The sequence below is a fragment of the Roseobacter insulae genome (assembly GCF_019375555.1).
Classification (GTDB): domain Bacteria; phylum Pseudomonadota; class Alphaproteobacteria; order Rhodobacterales; family Rhodobacteraceae; genus Roseobacter; species Roseobacter insulae.
Map to the genome: position 1 here is coordinate 136917 of NZ_JAHXDN010000007.1, position 18007 is coordinate 154923.

The 18007-nt window shown below is 60.4% G+C and carries 18 protein-coding genes; 13 read left to right on the top strand and 5 right to left on the bottom strand.

Annotation, left to right across the window (positions count from 1 at the left end):
• Nucleotides 1-57 precede the first annotated feature (57 nt).
• On the bottom strand, nt 58-1281 hold the full coding sequence (locus KX928_RS21515) for an acyl-CoA dehydrogenase (RefSeq protein ID WP_219506843.1): 1224 nt from the start codon (nt 1279-1281) through the stop codon (nt 58-60).
• A 111-nt stretch (nt 1282-1392) separates the two neighbouring features.
• On the opposite strand from KX928_RS21515, the gene KX928_RS21520 reads away from it, so the two are divergent.
• Nucleotides 1393-2283: a LysR substrate-binding domain-containing protein gene (locus KX928_RS21520; RefSeq protein WP_219506853.1), complete on the top strand. Its 891-nt coding sequence runs from the start codon at nt 1393-1395 to the stop codon at nt 2281-2283.
• A 203-nt stretch (nt 2284-2486) separates the two neighbouring features.
• Nucleotides 2487-2825, top strand: coding sequence for a cupredoxin domain-containing protein (locus KX928_RS21525; protein ID WP_219506855.1), 339 nt, complete (start codon nt 2487-2489; stop codon nt 2823-2825).
• A gap of 216 nt (nt 2826-3041) precedes the next feature.
• On the opposite strand, the gene KX928_RS21530 is transcribed toward KX928_RS21525, so the two are convergent.
• Nucleotides 3042-4598, bottom strand: coding sequence for a bifunctional metallophosphatase/5'-nucleotidase (locus KX928_RS21530; protein WP_219506857.1), 1557 nt, complete (start codon nt 4596-4598; stop codon nt 3042-3044).
• Between the two features lie 176 nt (nt 4599-4774).
• Here KX928_RS21530 and KX928_RS21535 point away from each other — a divergent pair, with 176 nt between their 5' ends.
• Both KX928_RS21535 and KX928_RS21540 read left to right on the top strand, forming a co-directional pair.
• The gene (locus tag KX928_RS21535) at nt 4775-5125 is read left to right on the top strand and encodes a DUF952 domain-containing protein (protein WP_219506859.1); all 351 of its coding nucleotides are present in this window, start codon (nt 4775-4777) and stop codon (nt 5123-5125) included.
• 13 nt (nt 5126-5138) lie between these two features.
• On the top strand, nt 5139-6182 hold the full coding sequence (locus tag KX928_RS21540; RefSeq protein WP_219506861.1) for a quinone-dependent dihydroorotate dehydrogenase: 1044 nt from the start codon (nt 5139-5141) through the stop codon (nt 6180-6182).
• Nucleotides 6183-6194: 12 nt separating this feature from the next.
• Here the strand turns inward: KX928_RS21540 and KX928_RS21545 are convergent, their stop codons facing one another.
• The 3 genes from KX928_RS21545 to KX928_RS21555 are packed head-to-tail and all read right to left on the bottom strand — an operon-like array spanning nt 6195 to nt 8447.
• The gene (locus KX928_RS21545) at nt 6195-7520 is read right to left on the bottom strand and encodes an MATE family efflux transporter (RefSeq protein WP_219506864.1); all 1326 of its coding nucleotides are present in this window, start codon (nt 7518-7520) and stop codon (nt 6195-6197) included.
• Entirely contained in the window at nt 7513-8028 is a 516-nt protein-coding gene (locus tag KX928_RS21550; protein WP_219506866.1) for a PaaI family thioesterase, read from the bottom strand. The genes KX928_RS21545 and KX928_RS21550 overlap by 8 nt, the downstream gene beginning before the upstream one ends.
• Nucleotides 8025-8447 (bottom strand): PaaI family thioesterase, encoded by a 423-nt coding sequence (locus KX928_RS21555; RefSeq protein ID WP_219506868.1) that lies wholly within the window; start codon nt 8445-8447, stop codon nt 8025-8027. Before KX928_RS21555 ends, KX928_RS21550 begins: the two co-directional genes overlap by 4 nt.
• A 133-nt stretch (nt 8448-8580) precedes the next feature.
• Between KX928_RS21555 and KX928_RS21560 the strand changes: the two genes are divergently transcribed.
• The 9 genes from KX928_RS21560 (at nt 8581) to KX928_RS21600 (ending at nt 17928) form a co-directional block, all read left to right on the top strand.
• Complete coding sequence (locus KX928_RS21560; protein WP_219506870.1) at nt 8581-8955, top strand: MerR family transcriptional regulator; 375 nt, start codon at nt 8581-8583, stop codon at nt 8953-8955.
• 234 nt (nt 8956-9189) lie between these two features.
• The gene (locus KX928_RS21565) at nt 9190-9591 is read left to right on the top strand and encodes a MerR family transcriptional regulator (RefSeq protein WP_219506872.1); all 402 of its coding nucleotides are present in this window, start codon (nt 9190-9192) and stop codon (nt 9589-9591) included.
• A 40-nt stretch (nt 9592-9631) separates the two neighbouring features.
• On the top strand, nt 9632-11413 hold the full coding sequence (locus tag KX928_RS21570) for an acyl-CoA dehydrogenase C-terminal domain-containing protein (RefSeq protein ID WP_219506874.1): 1782 nt from the start codon (nt 9632-9634) through the stop codon (nt 11411-11413).
• Nucleotides 11414-11466: 53 nt separating this feature from the next.
• Nucleotides 11467-11679 carry a hypothetical protein gene (locus tag KX928_RS21575; protein ID WP_219506876.1) on the top strand — a complete coding sequence of 71 codons (213 nt, stop codon included), beginning with the start codon at nt 11467-11469 and terminating at the stop codon, nt 11677-11679.
• 21 nt (nt 11680-11700) lie between these two features.
• Nucleotides 11701-12858, top strand: coding sequence for an acyl-CoA dehydrogenase family protein (locus KX928_RS21580; RefSeq protein ID WP_257884015.1), 1158 nt, complete (start codon nt 11701-11703; stop codon nt 12856-12858).
• Nucleotides 12855-13493, top strand: coding sequence for a glutathione S-transferase family protein (locus KX928_RS21585; protein WP_219506878.1), 639 nt, complete (start codon nt 12855-12857; stop codon nt 13491-13493). The genes KX928_RS21580 and KX928_RS21585 overlap by 4 nt, the downstream gene beginning before the upstream one ends.
• A gap of 69 nt (nt 13494-13562) precedes the next feature.
• Nucleotides 13563-14774 carry an acetyl-CoA C-acetyltransferase gene (locus tag KX928_RS21590; RefSeq protein ID WP_219506880.1) on the top strand — a complete coding sequence of 404 codons (1212 nt, stop codon included), beginning with the start codon at nt 13563-13565 and terminating at the stop codon, nt 14772-14774.
• A gap of 5 nt (nt 14775-14779) precedes the next feature.
• Nucleotides 14780-15730 carry a hypothetical protein gene (locus tag KX928_RS21595; RefSeq protein ID WP_219506889.1) on the top strand — a complete coding sequence of 317 codons (951 nt, stop codon included), beginning with the start codon at nt 14780-14782 and terminating at the stop codon, nt 15728-15730.
• Complete coding sequence (locus KX928_RS21600) at nt 15727-17928, top strand: 3-hydroxyacyl-CoA dehydrogenase NAD-binding domain-containing protein (protein WP_219506891.1); 2202 nt, start codon at nt 15727-15729, stop codon at nt 17926-17928. Before KX928_RS21595 ends, KX928_RS21600 begins: the two co-directional genes overlap by 4 nt.
• Nucleotides 17929-18007: the final 79 nt, after the last annotated feature.

Here is an 18007-nt window from a genome sequence, read left to right on the forward strand (position 1 = left end):
TTGTACCCTTCTGCACCAAAAACCCGGCGCAGGGGAACGCCCCCGCGCCGTCATTGGTCAGAAGAATGCCTGAATGCCCGTCTGTGCACGTCCCAGGATAAGGGCATGCACGTCATGCGTTCCCTCATAGGTGTTCACGGTTTCAAGGTTCATCATGTGGCGGATCACCTGAAATTCGCCGCTGATGCCATTCCCGCCGTGCATGTCCCGCGCCATGCGTGCAATATCCAGCGCCTTGCCGCAGTTGTTGCGTTTAACGATGCTCACCATCTCCGGGGCCGCCTTGGCCTGATCCATCAGCCGTCCGACCTGCAGCGATCCCTGCAGACCAAGCGAAATCTCGGTCATCATGTCAGCCAGTTTTTTCTGAAACAGCTGCGTGCCTGCCAAGGGTTTCCCGAACTGGTGGCGATCCAGCCCGTACTGGCGCGCCGCATGCCAGCAGAACTCGGCAGCCCCCATGGCACCCCAGCTGATGCCATACCGCGCGCGGTTGAGGCACCCGAACGGTCCCTTGAGACCCTGCACGTTGGGCAACAGCGCCTCGTCGCTTACCTCGACGCCATCCATCACGATCTCGCCGGTAATCGAAGCGCGCAATGACAGCTTGTTGCCCACCTTCGGCGCGCTCAGGCCCTTCATGCCCTTTTCCAGAACGAAACCGCGGATTTTGCCGCCATGATCGTCTGACTTGGCCCAGACAACGAAGACATCGGCGATAGGCGCGTTGGATATCCACATTTTCGAGCCGGTCAGCTTGTAGCCTGTTGCCGTCTTTTCGGCGCGTGTTTTCATGCCAGCAGGATCAGAGCCCGCGTCAGGTTCGGTCAGACCGAAACAGCCGATCCATTCGCCCGAACAGAGCTTCGGCAGATACTTTGTCCGCTGGGCTTCGGATCCGTATGCATAGATCGGATAGATCACGAGGCTGGACTGCACGGACATCATCGACCGATAGCCTGAATCCACACGCTCCACCTCGCGCGCGACGAGGCCGTAAGACACGTATGATCCTCCGAGCCCGCCATATTCCTCAGGGCAGGTCACCCCCAACAGGCCCATGTCTCCCATTTCGCGGAAAATGTCCGGGTCAGTGGTTTCGTTGGCGAAAGCATCTATGATCCGCGGTTGCAGTTTTTCCTGCGCATAAGCGTGGGCGGATTCCTGCACCATGCGTTCATCTTCTTCCAGCTGATCCGCAAGGCGAAAGGGGTCAGACCAGTCAAAAGCACCCAGGTCAGGCGCGTCCTTGGCTTTCAAAATCGGGCTTTCGGCGTTCATCGGAGGTCCTCTCATCACAACTGGGGCCCTGACGGCCCTTGCCGTATTATTGCAAACACGGCGGCAAAAGACTAACGATGCTTTGTCCTGCCTATCATGAGAAAAACTCATATGTCCGTGCCGCGCCGGTATCTCCCGTCGATCTCCGCCCTGCTTGCCTTCGAGGCGGTCGCCCGCTTGGGCAGCGCCACGCAGGCCGCCGCAGAATTGTCACTGACCCAAAGCGCGATCAGCCGACAGCTGAAAGCGCTCGAAGATCAGATGGGCGTGCCGCTGTTGCTGCGCGAGGGACGCGGATTTGTCCTGACCCCAAAGGGCCATGAGTATGTGCGCGACGTGCGGGACGTGTTGCAGCGGCTGGGTCAGGCAACGGTGTCGGCGCGCACAAATGCTGAAGGCGGCATTCTCAACCTCGCGATCCTGCCCGCCTTCGGCATGCATTGGCTGGCGCCGAGACTGCAGGATTTCGCGCGCAAACACCCCGAGGTGACGGTCAACCTGTCAACGCGCCTTGCCCCTTTCGACTTTCGCACCTCGAATTTCAGCGCGGCCATCCATTTCGGGCGCGAGGACTGGCCGGGCGTCCGCTACCTGCCGCTGCTGCCCGAAACCGTTGTGCCGGTATGTGCGCCCGGATTGATTTCCGCCCCGCTGGCGACCCCGGCGGACCTGCTGCACCACGATCTGCTGCATCTCGATACGCGGCCGCGCGGTTGGGCGAGATGGATGCGCGCGTTGGGGCACAGGGACGATTTGCCGCCCGGCATGATCTTTGATCAGTTCTCCACGATGGCGCAGGCGGCGATCCACGGCATGGGCATTGCGCTGCTGCCGACCTTCTTTGCCGACCCATATCTGACCAGCGGACAGCTGGTTCTGGCATCCGAGCGCACATCGGAGAGCATCGGCAGCTATTATCTCGTCTGGCCGGAAGACCGCGAGGAAGCATCCGCGCTCAGGTCTTTCCGTAAGTGGCTGAAAAGTCAGGCGTCCGGGATGTAGCGCAACGCACACCTCATGCACGAACTTCGCCATATGCGAGAAAATCCATATCTTTCAATGCATTGTGCCGAAATGCGAAACACTCTGTGCGAGGGTCACTTGCCGCATTTGCGCCACAATTTGGGCCAATTCCAGTCTTAATTCGATTTTAGGGCAAGGTTATCTGCCGATTGGGTGGGACCGATCTAAGGAAATTTGTTTTGTTGTTTAAGCCTGCGTATCTCGTTTTCTTGGTGTTCTTTGGATCGGTCTCACTCACGGCCGACGCTTCTGCTGAAGAGCATATCGTTATTATTCTGGAATCCGCCTACTTCCCGGAACGCATTGACGTTCAGGTGGGTGATACCGTCCGTTTCGTCAATGAAAGCGGGCGCGCGCATGCGGTCAGCAGCTCCGAGGGGCTTTGGACCACCGATATCATTGCGGCGAGGGCGGAAACCACGGTGAACTTTGCACCGGAAATGGCGGGCCGGTTTCATGGCTGGGCCGACCGGTTGATCGAAGGCCGTTTGGACTTGACCCGCGCGCCTTTGACCAACTGATCTGCGGGCGGGAGGGGTGAGACCGGTTGGTATCATGTGCCCTGTCATAGACTTGTCCCCAAGACGCGGAAGCAATCACTGCCTCTCACCCCTGCGGCGTGCCGCGCTGCCTTTCGGCGGCATCGGTTACCGCAGTGGGAGACCCATGGCACCGAGGTCACAAAAAACGCGCCCGGAATTTTCCGGACGCACCATTTGGTATGGTCTCAGAGCGGGTTACTTGGCCGTAATACGCCCATCCGTATAGGGCTTATAGGGCCCCTTTTCCGCCAGGAATTCAGCGGTCACATCCGCCAGATCGGGGCCAAAATCATAAGCGTTTGCGGCGTTCTTGAACATGTCGTAGCCATCGCCACCGTTTCGGACGTAGTTGTTCGACACGACGGAATAAACCTTTGCGGGGTCGATCGGCGCACCGCCCACCATCACGTCGCTGATGCGGCTGCCCGCTGGTTTCGAGACATCAAAGGCGTAGCTCATGCCAGCCACTTGCGGGAAACGACCCGCCCCCTCTTCATGTTGGCTCACGCCGTTTTCCAAGGCCGCGATAATGGTTTCACCCGTTACCTGGAAGGTGCTCAGGGTGTTCTGGAACGGCAGAACCGTCAGGACTTCGCCCATGGTCACCTCGCCGGCATCGATGCTGGCCCGAATACCACCGCCGTTCTGAATGGCGATCTCAACTCCCTGATCCTTGACCCGCGCCAGCATGGCGTCGGCGATCAGGTTGCCCATCGCGCATTCCTTGGCGCGGCAGTCTTCACGCACGCCCACGATTTCGGCCGCCGTTTCGGCCACGACCTTGTTGCGGATCTCTTCCAGCGGCTTGGCGGCCTCGGCGATGCGGGCTTCGGTGGCTGCGTCCTTGGCCACATTGCCGTCGATCAGAACCGGCTCTCCCTTCGCCTCGGTGATCTTGCCCGCGTCATCGAAGGTGACGTTCAATTCCCCCAGAAACTTGCCGTAGGCATACGCCTGAACGATCGCGGTGTCTCCGACCATCGTCGGATACGGCCCGACAGCGCGGTCGCTGGTGTTGGACAGCAGCGAATTGGAGTGTCCGCCCACGATCACGTCAACGCCGGTCGTCTCGGCGGCCACGCGCTGATCGGTGCTGTACCCTGAGTGGCTGAGAACGATGATCTTGTTCACGCCGTCAGCAGTCAGCTTGTCCACCTCGCCCTGAACGGCGGCAACCGGATCAGAGAAGGTGATGTTATCGCCGGGTGACGCCAGCTCATCCGTATCTTCCGGTGTGAGACCGATCAGGCCCAGCTTTTCACCGCCACGCTCAATCACCGTGGACTTGGCCAGCGTGTCCGCCAGCAGCGGCTCGGCAGAGACATCGGCGTTCGACATCAGAACCGGGAAATTCACCGCGTCCATGAAGCCGCGCAGCACTTCCGGGCCATCGTCGAACTCGTGATTACCAACGGTCATTGCATCATAGCCGAGCTTGTTCATCATCTCGGCCGCCAGGGCACCTTTGTAGTAGGTGTAGAAAAGCGTGCCCTGAAACTGGTCGCCGCCATCCACGAGAATGGCGTTGTTGGAACGTGCGCGGGCCTGTTCGATGGCCGTTACAAGACGCGCAGACCCTCCGAAGCATTTGCCCTCCGCATCATCCTCGGCAGAACAGCCACTATCATATTTGCTGATGGGCTCGAACCGCGCGTGAAAGTCATTGGTGTGCAGAATTGTCAGGTTGTACTCAGCCGACGCCATGCCGCTTGTCAGGGCAAGGGCGGCTGTCGCTGTCAGGAATCGTTTCATGATTTTCCCCTCGGTTGGACTATGCGCATCATCGTGGCCGCTGCCGAAAGGACTGTCAAAGGCTCTGTGCGAATTGCGGCCACACTTGACCTGCCGTCAGGCATGCCCGCACCGTAACGTCCCGATGCCCTCTGCCTGCCCTTGACGCCCAACCGGCCAAAGGGCATCAGGCCTCTATGATGATCTACAAAATCTTCCGGGCCGACGAATGGGCCCATCTGCGGGCAAACGGTGAAACCGCCGGGGCGCCGATTGACATTGCAGACGGGTATGTTCACTTCTCCACGGCCACCCAGGCTGCCGAGACCGCGGCCAAGCACTTCGCGGGCGAAGACGGCTTGATGCTGCTGGCAATTGATACGGACCGGCTGAGCGATGATCTCAAATGGGAAGTTTCGCGCGGGGATCAGCTCTTTCCTCATTTGTACCGTCCTCTGAAAATGGCTGACGTGGTTTGGGCTCAGCCGCTGCCGCTTCACGGTGGGGCACATCAGTTTCCAGCCGGGCTGGAAGAGGCCAGCGCGTGAGCGGCATAAAACGATGAAGCGGATCATCGAACAGGTCGGTCTGCGTGCGCTGCGCCAGATCGATCCCGAAAAGGCCCATGGCCTCGCGCTAACAGCGTTGCAATCCGGGCTGGCGCCCGCCCCGGGGCCGGTTACTTCTGAGCGCCTGGCGACAACGGTTGCGGGCATCGCGATGCCGAACCCCGTGGGCCTTGCGGCAGGCTTCGACAAGAACGCGCAAGCCATTGCGCCGCTGTCTCGCTGTGGTTTCGGGTTCCTGGAGGTTGGTGCCGCCACGCCGCTTGCCCAGCCTGGCAATCCAAAGCCGCGCCTCTTTCGGCTAACCGAAGATGCGGCGGCGATCAATCGCTTCGGTTTTAACAATGACGGCATGGAGATCATCGGCGCGCGTCTGCAGGCGGCATCGGCATCGGTACCGGTCGGCATCAATCTGGGTGCCAACAAGACCAGCGCAGACCGGGCCGCGGATTTCGCGAAGGTTATGGCGCATCTTGGCGCTTACGTGGATTTCGCCACCGTTAACGTATCGTCTCCCAATACCGAGAAGCTGCGTGATCTTCAGGGGCCAGCGGCGCTTGCCGCCCTGCTGGAGGGTGTGATGCAGGCACGCGGGACAACCCCGGTGTTTCTGAAAATCGCCCCTGACCTGACCGCGCAGGAAATTGCCGATATCGCGACCGTCGCACGGGATGCGCGCGTGGATGCGATTATTGCGACCAATACAACGCTGTCGCGCGACGGTTTGCGCAGCGCGCAGGCCGGAGAGGCGGGCGGGCTGTCCGGCCAGCCGCTCTTTGACCGGTCAACACGGGTGCTGGCACAGCTGTCCGCTCAGACGGATATCCCGCTGATCGGTGTCGGGGGCATTGCCACTGCCGAACAGGCCTACGCGAAGATCTGCGCGGGAGCCTCTGCCGTTCAGCTCTATACCGCGCTGGTTTACGGCGGGCTGTCGCTGGTGAGCGACATTGTCGAGGGGCTTGACCGCCTGCTCGCACGTGACCGCTTTACCAGCGTGGCCGAAGCCACCGGCAGCCGCCGCGCCGACTGGACCTGACCCTTGGGCTTTTCAGACAGATGCTTCCAGTGCCGGGTATCTCAGTGCCAGTGTGACGCCCCGAGCGATGAATGAAATCAGCAGCGCCAGCCACAAACCGTGGTTGCCCAATAGTGGCAACAGCACGAAAATAGCCCCCCAGTAAATGGCAAAACTCAACGCCATCATGTTGCGCATGTCGCGGCTGCGGGTCGCGCCAATGAATATGCCGTCCATCATCCAGGCCAGGCAGCCGATGATCGGCGCGACCACCATGTAGGGCAGGAAAGTGCGGGCGGTCTGCTGCACCGCGACATCCTTGGCCATCACATCGATGATCCATCCGCCGAAAAACGCGAACGCAAGAGCCGTGGTCACGCAGACCACCAGCCCCCACCCCGTCGTGATCAGGGCGCTCCGCCGCACGTAGGCCCGGTCACCGCGCCCGATTGCACGGGCGATGAGGGTTTCCGCGGCAAAGGCAAAACCGTCCATCGCATAGGCGATGATATACATGAATTGCACAAGAATTTCGTTGGCGGCCAGCGTCACGTCCCCGAACTTCGCCCCGATGAAAACGAAAGAGGAAAAGATAATCATCAACATGGCCGACCGCAGCAGAATATCGGTGTTCAGCAAGGCCATTCGGATCAGTTTCGCCCTGTCGAAAATGCGCGACCAATCGCGCCAGTCGGGCCTGCGAAAAGCGCTGCGGCAGAACCAGAGGCCCAGTCCCGCCCCGGTCAGTTCCGCGATGACCGTCGCGATGGCAACCCCGCTGACGCCCCAGTCGAAAACCAGCACAAACAGCAAATCCAACAGAATATTGACGCCGTTCATGACCAGCTGAACCCAGAAAACCCCCGACGTCCGCTCCATCGCCACCAGCCAGCCGGTCAGCGCGTAGACAGCGATGGCGGCGGGCGCGGTCCAGATCCGGATGCCCAGATAGGCGCGTGCGAGGCTTTCGACTTCCGCGCTGGCCGGCGCCAGTCGCAGCGCGCCCCAGAAGATCAGCGGTTGCAGGATGATCAGCACAAACCCGCCCGCTATGGCGACCAGCAAGGCGCGGGTCAGCCAGGCGGAGACTTCGGCCGTGTCCCCCGCCCCTTCCGCCTGACCGACAAGACCCACCGTTCCCATCCGCAGGAATCCGAAGATCCAGTAGACGGTGGACAGGATGATCGCACCAAGGGCCACCGCACCGATGGGGGCGGCCTCTCCGATCTGACCGACAACACCAACGTCGACCGCACCAAGAATTGGCACCGTCGCGTTCGACAGGACGATCGGCAAAGCGATGTTCAGAACCCGGCGGTGGGAAACCGCCGCGTGAGCATCGCCTGCCGCGTCAGTCACGGAGCGGTGGCATCAGGAAATGCCCGGTCGCCTGGGCAAACAACCTGCTGCGGTTGTCCTGCCAGGCTTCCACGTGAACAGAGGCATAGCGCCGCCCGGAGCGGTTGATACGCGCCCGCGCATAGGCATCCCGGGGCAAGCCCGAGCGCAGATAGTCCGTTGAGATATCGATTGTTTTCGGCAGTCTTGGCAGGCCGCCCGCCTCAAGGGCGTCGGTGTCGATGACGCCCGATTCAACGTCTTCCCACAGGTAGGACCAACTCAGCGTGATGATCGCGGTAACTTCCAGAAAGGCCGCCGTTACACCACCGTGGATCGCGGGCAGCATCGGGTTCCCGATCAGCTTCTGATCGAAAGGCAGAACCCCCGTCAGCTCGTCGCCTTTCCTTTCGAACTGCATGCCAAGGTACTGGATGTAGGGCACACGTTCGACAAGCGCGCGCAGCGTCGCGTCCCGTCTCTGTTTGACAACCTGCACCGGTTCGGGCGGTCTGCGCGGCGCTTTCATCGCGTGCCCTCCACGGTGAAGGCCCCGGTGGCCGCGGCAACCGGGTTTTCGCTGTCGTCATCTGTGGCGGTCGCCCGCACGAAGGCCACGGTACGCGTCACGTGATAACAGGTCGCCTGCGCCCGGATTGCCTGGCCGGGCGTCGCGGCGCGCATGTAATCGATGCGCAGATCGATCGTCGCCGTCCCGCCGGGGTTTGCCGGATGGCTCATCACCGCCGCGCCGCAGCAGGTGTCCATCAGGGCAGATACCGCACCGCCGTGAATCACTCCGGTATCCGGGTCGCCGACAAGCTTGCCATCGTAAGGCATTTCAATCGTGGCAACACCGTCCCCCATGTCGGTCAATTGCATGCCCAAGGCTTTGCTGTGGGGAATCGCTTCGATGAATTGACGCGCGATATCGACTTTTTTGTTCATATTGTTCCGATCAGATGGGGTGAACCAGAAGTGTCTGCGTCCCTTTATCATCGCAGAGCAGTCACAAGGGCAAGAGCGACGGTTGCGCTCTTTGAATTCGCGTCTTAGCCTGACGATAAGGGAGAGCCGACACATGCCAGATGAGCGTCTGACATTCAAAGAAATGTGCGCCAAGTTCGACGTCACACCCAGAACGCTGCGGTACTATGAATACATCGAGCTGCTTGAACCCGACCGCGAGGGGCGCGCGCGTTTTTATGGCGCCCGGGAATGCGCAAGGATGAAACTGATCTTGCGGGGGCGCAAGTTCGGGTTTCAGCTGGAAGACATTCGTCAATGGTTGCTGATTTATGAACACGAAGGCACGGCGGCGCAGATGGAAGCATGGATCGACCTTGCGGATGGCCAGCTCAAAGAACTTGCCGATCAGCGCGCGCAACTTGATGAGGCCATGCAAGAACTTCAGGATCTGCGCGATTCCGTCGCGCGGGAAATTAACAAAGGCTGATTGCCCCGGCCGAGACGTTGGCAGGAACCGATTCCCATTTAGCAAGATGATATTTGCTGAACTGACCGGCACAGATCGGCAGCTTTTGCGCGTGACGCCGCGTGTTTTTCCGTTGCCGCAATGGCAAGCTGTAAAGTGACGTAACGTTCAGGTTACGTAAACGTCATGCTGTATTGTAGCTCACCCGGCAGATCATACCTGTGCCGCGTTCCGATGCTGAAAAGAGTAAAACCGATGACCGACGAGATCATGACCATTCGCGAGATGTGCGACACCTTCGATGTCACACCCCGCACGCTGAGATTTTACGAATCCAAAGAATTGCTGTTTCCGATCCGGGAAGGACAAAAGCGCCTGTTCACTCGCCGTGACCGCGCCCGCCTCAAGCTTATTCTGCGCGGCAAGCGCTTCGGTGTGAGCCTCGAAGAACTGCGCCAGCTTCTCGATCTTTACGACATGGGCGATCAGCAGCAAACGCAGCTTCGGGCTTCCTACGACGTGGGGCTGAAGCGTCTGTCCGAAATGGAAAATCAGCGCGATGCGCTGACCGAGGCCATTGATGATCTGAAAGAACAACTGAAATGGGGTGCCGAAATGCTGGCCTCCATGGAAAAACACAAGGACGCGGCCGAGTAAGGACGCACCCGCAACGCACGACCTTAGGGAGAGAGACCAGATGCCCAGATACACCGCCCCCACAAAAGACATGCAATTCGTTCTGCACGATGTACTGAAGGTGACCGAACAGAGCATCCCCGGCTATGACGAGCTGGAGGCCGACTTCACCTCGGCCATTCTGGAAGAGGCCGGCAAGCTTACCTCCGAGGTGCTGGCCCCCCTCAATGTGGTGGGCGACACGGAAGGCTGCGTGCTGGAAAACGGCGTGGTGCGCACGCCTGCCGGCTTCAAGGCCGCCTTCGAGCAGGTCAAGGAAGGCGGCTGGCCCGGTCTCGACATGCCCGAGGAATACGGCGGGCAGAATATGCCCTACGTGATGGGCACCGCAGTGGGCGAGATGTTTTCTTCCGCCAACATGGCCTTCACCATGTATCAGGGCCTGACCCATGGGGCGGCTTCTGCGATCCTTGCGCATGGCACGGACGCACAGAAAGACACGTATCTGCCCAAGATGGTCGCCTGCGACTGGACCGGCACGATGAACCTCACCGAGCCGCATTGCGGAACCGATCTTGGCCTGATGCGCACCAAGGCGGAGCCGCAGGACGATGGCAGCTACAAGATCAGTGGGCAGAAGATCTTCATCTCCGCCGGTGAACATGACATGTCCGACAACATCATCCACCTTGTGCTGGCGAAAATCACCGGCGCGCCGGACGGCATCAAGGGCGTGTCGCTTTTCATCGTGCCGAAATTCATGGTCAACGAAGACGGTTCCCTGGGAGAGCGGAACGCGGTTGCCGTGGGTAAGATCGAGGAAAAGATGGGTATCCACGGCAACTCCACCTGCGTGATGAACTACGACGGCGCAACCGGGTACCTGCTGGGCGAGGCGCACAAGGGCATGCGCGCAATGTTCACCATGATGAACGAGGCGCGTCTGGGTGTGGGCATGCAGGGTATGTCCCAGGCCGAGGTCGCCTATCAGAACGCGCTGGATTACGCCAAGGACCGGCTGCAGGGCCGCGACGTGACGGGCGTGAAGAACCCCGAAGGACCGGCTGATCCGCTGATCGTGCACCCGGATATCCGCCGGTCTCTGATGGACCAGAAAAGCTTTGCCGAGGGCGCGCGGGCCTTCATCCTCTGGGGCTCAACACTGATCGACGCCGCCCACCGCGGGCAGGACAAGGATGCTGACGGGCTGGTTTCGCTGCTGACCCCGGTTATCAAGGGCTTCCTGACGGATCAGGGCTACGACATGACCATCAAGGCGCAACAGGTATACGGCGGGCATGGCTACATCGAGGAATGGGGCATGTCGCAATACACCCGCGATGCGCGGATCGCGATGATCTACGAAGGGGCGAATGGGGTTCAGGCGCTGGATCTCGTGGGCCGCAAGCTGGCGCAGGACGGTGGCAAACATGTGATGGCGTTCTTTGATCTGGTCAAAAGCTTTATCAAGGAAAACGCCGGACAGGATGCCGACTTCGATGCGCAATTCCTCGAGCCGCTGAAGGCGGCGAGCAAGGACCTGCAGGCGGCCGGCATGTACTTCATGCAAAACGGCATGAAGAGCCCCAACAACGCGCTCTCCGGCTCCTATGATTTCATGCATATGTTCGGCCATGTTTGCCTGGGCCTGATGTGGGCAAAAATGGGCAAGGCCGCGCGGACAGCCCTGAACGACGGGGCGTCTGACGTTGCGTTCTACGAGACAAAGCTGAACACCGGTCGCTACTATATGGCGCGGCAATTGCCGGCGACGGCCTTGCACCTGAGCCGGATCCAGACCGGTGCCGACACGGTTATGGCGCTGGAGGTAGCAAACTTTTAAGAAGGAACGGCGCGCCGATGAGCGCGCCATTCTACGCTGCAAAGGAATCGCCCATGCCGAAACGTTTTCGTCTGACCCGCCGCTTCCCGGTTGCCATGACAGAAGACGGTTACCGCAGGCTGAAACGTTTTGCAGCGGACGCCGGGTTGGATGAAGGCGAAGCGCTGTCGTTTCTCTTCGAGAATTTCGACAGCGTGATCAATGAAGAGACGTTCAGCCACCGGCTGAGACTTTTCAACGCGGAGCTCGATGCGCGTAAGAAGTAGCACATCTGGGGAGGGTGCGGCATGAAAGACGGATCAAACGACACCTCCGGTTGGATGACCGACGAACACGGCATGATTGCCGATATGACGGCGCAGTTCATCACGACGGAATGGGCCCCGAAATTCGAGACATGGCGCAAGCAGGGCCAGATGGATCGCGTGATCTGGGCCGAGGCGGGCGCATTGGGGTTGCTCTGCCCGTCGGTACCAGAGGAATACGGCGGACCGGGCGGCGATTTCGGCCACGAGGCAGCGATCCTGATCGAGGCCTCGCGCGCCAATCTTGCAAGCTGGGGGCATGGCATCCATTCGGGCATCGTGGCGCATTATGTGCTGGCCTATGGCACCGAGGACCAGAAAAAACGCTGGTTGCCCAAGATGGTCTCGGGTGATCTGGTCGGCGCGCTTGCGATGACCGAACCCTCTACCGGGTCGGACGTACAAAGTATCAGGACAAAAGCCGTGCGCGACGGCAACGTCTTTCGATTGTCCGGACAAAAAACATTCATCACCAACGGTCAGCATGCCAACCTGATCATCGTGGCGGCCAAGACCGACCCCGCGGAAGGTTCCAAGGGGGTGTCCCTCGTCGTGCTAGAAACTGATGGGGCGCAGGGGTTTACCCGGGGGCGCAACCTCGAAAAGGTTGGTTTGCACGCGGCGGATACATCCGAGTTGTTCTTCGACGACATCGCCATCCCGCCGGAGAACATACTGGGCGGCGACGAAGGTCAGGGTTTCTACCAGATGATGCAGCAGCTTCCGCAGGAACGGCTGATCATCGGTTGCGGCGCTGTCGGCGCGATGGAAGGCGCAGTGGAACGCACGATTGCCTATTGCAAGGAACGTGAAGCCTTTGGCGGACCGCTTACCCAATTTCAGAACACGCGGTTCAAACTGGCCGAGTGCAAGACACGCACCGCCGTGGCGCGGGCCTTTCTGGACCAGTGCATCGCCGAGCACCTGCGCGGCGAACTGACCGTGGAACGCGCGGCCATGTGCAAATACTGGCTGACCGACACCCAATGCGACGTGCTGGACGACTGTGTGCAGCTGCACGGCGGCTACGGTTTCATGCAGGAATACGCGGTGGCCGAAATGTGGGCCGACGCGCGTGTGCAACGCATCTACGGCGGTACGAACGAGATCATGAAAGAACTGATTGCGAGGACCCTATGACCATTCAACTCTATTGCTTTGGCGAGAGCGGGAACGCCTATAAGGCAGCCCTTGCATTGGAACTCTCGGGCCTCGACTGGGAGCCGGTGAAGGTGGATTTCTTTGCCGGCGCGGCACGCACACCGGAATATCGCACGCAGGTCAACAAAATGGGCGAAGTGCCGGTGATGGTTGATGGCGATATCCGCCTGACCCAATCAGGCGTCATTCAGGATTACGTATCCGAGAAATCCGGGAAATTCGGCGGCAAGGATGCAGGCGAACGTCGCGAAATTCTGCGCTGGGTGCTCTGGGACAATCACAAGCTCAGTTCCACCGCAGGCGTGACGCGTTTCCTGATGCATTTTCTTTCGAAAGATAAACGACCCCAAGAGGTTATCGCGTTTAATCAAGGACGTCTGAAGGCGGCCTATACCATTTTGAATGATCATCTTGCAGACCGCAGCTGGATCGTCGGTGACAGTATCACCAACGCTGATATCTCCTGCTGCGGCTATCTTTATTACCCCGAGAGCTTTGGATTTGACCGGGCCGATTGGCCGAACATCGACGCCTGGCTCACACGGATTTCCGACACACCGGGGTGGCAGCACCCCTACGATCTGATGCCCGGCAGCCCCGCTGACCGCGCTTGACCAGAAATACCGCGCGGGACCGCGCTTGACCAAAAATACCGCGCGGGATCGCGCGAGAAGGAGAACATCATGACCGAAGCCTACATCTACGATGCCCTGCGCACGCCGCGCGGCAAGGGTCGCAAAGACGGCAGCCTGCACGAGGTCACGTCGCTGCGCCTCTCTGCGCAGACGCTGAATGCCGTCAAGCAGCGCAACAACCTCGAAGGCCATGCCGTGGAGGATGTGATCTGGGGCAATGTCACGCAGGTGATGGAACAGGGCGGCTGCCTTGCCCGCTCCGCCGTGCTGGCCTCCGACCTGGATGAACGCATTCCGGGCCTTGCGATCAACCGTTTCTGTGCCAGCGGCATGGAGGCAGTGAACCTCGCGGCAAATCAGGTGAAGGGCGGTGCGGGCGAGGCCTATATCGCGGGGGGCGTGGAGATGATGGGCCGCGTCGCAATGGGCTCTGACGGGGCGGCGATCGCGGTCGACCCGACGCTGGCGATGGAGAAATACTTCGTCCCTCAAGGGATCAGCGCCGACATTATCGCGACGGAATACGGATTCACCCGCGACGACGCGGACCAGCTGGCCGTGGAATCCCAGCGCCGGGCGAAAAAGGCGTGGGACGAGAAACGCTTCGCCAAATCGGTGATCGAAATCCGCGACCAGAATGGCCTGCCGATCCTCGACCATGACGAATACATGCGTCCGCAAACGGACATGCAATCGCTTGGTGGTCTGAACCCGGCGTTTCAGGCCATGGGCGAAGTCATGCCCGGCTTCGACAAGATCGCCCTGATGAAATACCCGCACCTTGAGAAGATCAATCACATCCACCATGCCGGTAACTCCAGCGGAATCGTGGATGGGGCTGCGGCGGTTCTGATCGGCTCGAAAGAGTTCGGTGAGAAACACGGGCTGAAACCCCGTGCGCGCATTCGGGCCACTGCAAAGATTGGCACCGATCCGACCATCATGCTGACAGGTCCTGTGCCGGTGACCGAGAAGATCCTTGCCGACAACGGCATGAATATCAAGGATATCGACCTTTTCGAGGTCAACGAGGCCTTTGCGGCCGTCGTTCTGCGCTTCATGCAGGCCTTCGATGTGGACAGCGAAAAGGTGAACGTCAACGGCGGCTCCATCGCGATGGGCCACCCGCTGGGGGCAACCGGCGCGATGATCATCGGCACGCTGCTGGATGAGATGGAACGTGCCGACAAGGAGGTCGGTCTTGCGACGCTCTGCATCGCCTCGGGCATGGGTGCCGCGACGATCATCGAGCGCGTTTAACCCGCATGACCAGCGCCGAGGCCCTCGCGATCTATCAGGAAACATTGGACGCCTTGTCCGATGCCCTGATGGCAGGCGACACGGACACGGCGCTGGCCCGGATCAAACTGCCGTACCTGCGGCGCACATTGAACAGCGAAGTCGTTATCGAAACACCGGAAGACCTGGTCAGCGGCTTCCTGATCTACGGCGAGGCGGTGCGCGGTCTTGGCGCGACGAACTGGGTGCGTCTGGCCACCGAAGCCGCGTTTCTCAACGACAAATACATCACCGGGCATCACGTCACACACACTTTGCGTGACGCCACCCCGGTGATGGAAAGCTATGCAAGCCGCATGGTGCTGATTTTGGAAAAGGGCGTTTGGAAGATGTTGGAAATCCACAGCATGCTCAGCAATCCACATTGGCCAATCTACATTCCGCGGGTGGAGCACAGCGCCCGAAGCCAGACCTATGTCAGCTCGCCACAAAGTGATGCGCGCAAACTGGCTGTCGCCCCCCTGACGCTTTACCAGGAGTTTCTTGACGGCTTGTCGGCGGCGCATAACGCGGATGACTTCGAGGCTTATTGCAGCTACCTGCTGTTCCCCTACACGTGGCACACCGAAAGCACCGATACCATCATCTCGTCGCCCGACGATGTGCGCCCGTTTTTTGACGAAGTCCGCGAAAGCATCGCGGCCCGAAACGGTGACCGTCTCGTGCGGTATGCCGAAGAAGCTGAATTCATCTCCGGCGACCTGCTGTGCGGATATCATGCAACAGAGTTCTGTTCTGGCGCGCGCCGCGTGTTCGGCCCGGTCAAATCCCGGATGATTCTCAAGCGCAAAGGGACAAGCTGGTATCTGAAGTCGGTTACCAATTCCCTCGAAAACACCAAGTTTCCCTACATCGTCCCCAAGCCCGCAAAGGCGTTGGTGACCCTTCGAACAATCCAAGAAAGGACCCGGACATGACCGAGTTTACCATGACCACAGACGCCGATGGCGTCGCTACAATCATCTGGGACGTCCCCGGCAAATCCATGAACGTGATGTCCTACGAGGGGCTCGCGCAGGTGGATAAACTGATGGACGAGGCCCTTGCCGATGACGCGGTCAAAGGCATTATCCTGACCTCTGGCAAGGAGGGTTCTTTCGCAGGCGGCATGGACCTCAACCTCATCGCCAAGATGAAGGCGGATGCGGGCGACAACCCGGCCAAGGGCCTCTTTGACGGGGTGATGGACATGCACCGCCTGCTGCGCAAGATCGAGCTGGCGGGCATGGACCCAAAGACGCAGAAGGGCGGCAAGCCAATTGCCTGTGTGCTGCCGGGCACGGCGCTTGGCATCGGGCTGGAGCTGCCGCTGTCGTGCCACCGCATCTTTGCAGCCACCAACTCCAAGGCCAAGATCGGCCTGCCTGAGATCATGGTGGGGATCTTCCCCGGTGCCGGCGGCACCACGCGACTGGTGCGCAAGATGGGCGCGATGGCCGCCTCCCCCTTCCTGCTGGAAGGCAAGCTGGTCGACCCGGCAAAGGCCAAGGCGGCCGGGCTGATCGACGAGGTGACGGATGATCCCATGGCCGCGGCCCGCGACTGGGTGCTGAACGCCAAGGACGCCGATCTGGTCAAGCCATGGGACGCCAAGGGCTACAAGATGCCCGGTGGCGCGCCCTACCATCCGGCGGGCTTCATGACCTTCGTGGGCGCCTCCGCCATGGTCAACGGCAAGACGCAAGGGGTCTATCCTGCCGCCAAGGCACTGCTCTCGGCGGTCTACGAAGGCGCGCTCGTGCCCTTCGACACGGCCCTGAAGATCGAGGCGCGCTGGTTCACCTCCGTGCTGATGAACCCCTCCTCCGAGGCGATGATCCGTTCGCTTTTCATCAACAAGGAAGCGCTGGAAAAAGGCGCTGTGCGCCCCGCTGACGTAGCTGATCAGCGGGTCAAGAAGCTCGGTGTTCTGGGGGCCGGTATGATGGGTGCGGGCATCAGCCTCGTCTCCGCGCAGGCGGGCATCGAGGTGGTGCTGATCGACCAAACACAGGAAGCCGCAGACCGCGGCAAATCCTACACGTCGGATTTCGCCGACAAGGGCATCGCTCGCAAGAAGACCACGCCGGAGAAGAAAGAGCAGCTGCTCTCCCTCATCACCGCCACAACCGATCTGGGCGCTCTGAAAGGCTGCGATCTGATCATCGAGGCGGTCTTCGAGGACCCGAAGGTCAAGGCCGAGATGACGCAAAAGGTCGAAGCGGTGATCCCCGAGGATTGCATCTTTGCCTCCAACACCTCCACTCTGCCGATCACCGAGCTGGCCAAGGCCAGCGCGCGGCCTGAGCAATTCATCGGCATCCACTTCTTCTCGCCGGTCGAAAAGATGCTGCTGGTGGAGATCATCAAGGGCAAGGGCACCGGCGACCGCGCCGTGGCCAAGGCGCTCGACTACGTGCGCCAGATCCGCAAGACACCGATCGTGGTGAACGACGCGCGGTTCTTCTATGCCAATCGCTGCATCATCCCCTACATCAACGAAGGCATCCGCATGGTGGCTGAAGGTGTCGAGCCCGCGCTCATCGAGAATGCCGCAAAACTGGTGGGTATGCCGCTGGGCCCGCTGCAACTGGTTGACGAGACCTCCATCGACCTCGGCGCCAAGATCGCACGCGCGACCAAGGCCGCGATGGGCGATGCCTACCCGGATGCCGCGGTGGATGACGTAATTTTCTGGATGGAAAACCTCGGTCGCCTGGGCCGGAAGACCAAGGCCGGTTTTTACAGCTACGACGAAAAAGGCAAGCGCGAGGGGCTTTGGGATGGGCTGGGGGGGTCCTACGCCATCGCGGAGGAGCAGCCCGAACTGACGGATGTCCAGCACCGCCTGCTCTTTGCCCAGTCGCTGGAGGCTGTGCGCGCGCTGGAAGAAGGCGTTCTGATGGACATCCGCGAAGGCGACGTCGGCGCGATCCTCGGCTGGGGTTTTGCACCCTGGTCGGGTGGGCCGCTCAGCTGGCTCGACATGATCGGCGCGCCTTACGCGGCAGAACGCTGCGACCAATTGACCGCCAAATATGGCGACCGCTTCACCTGCCCCGACCTGCTGCGTGACATGGCCGCCAAAGGCCAGAGCTTCTACGGGCGTTTTGGCGAGACCGCCGCGGCCGCCTGATCTGTCTTCTGAAACGATGAAAGGGGGGTCTGCCGGCCCCCCTTTTTTGCTGCACCTGCGTCTGCTCGACGTCTTGCAT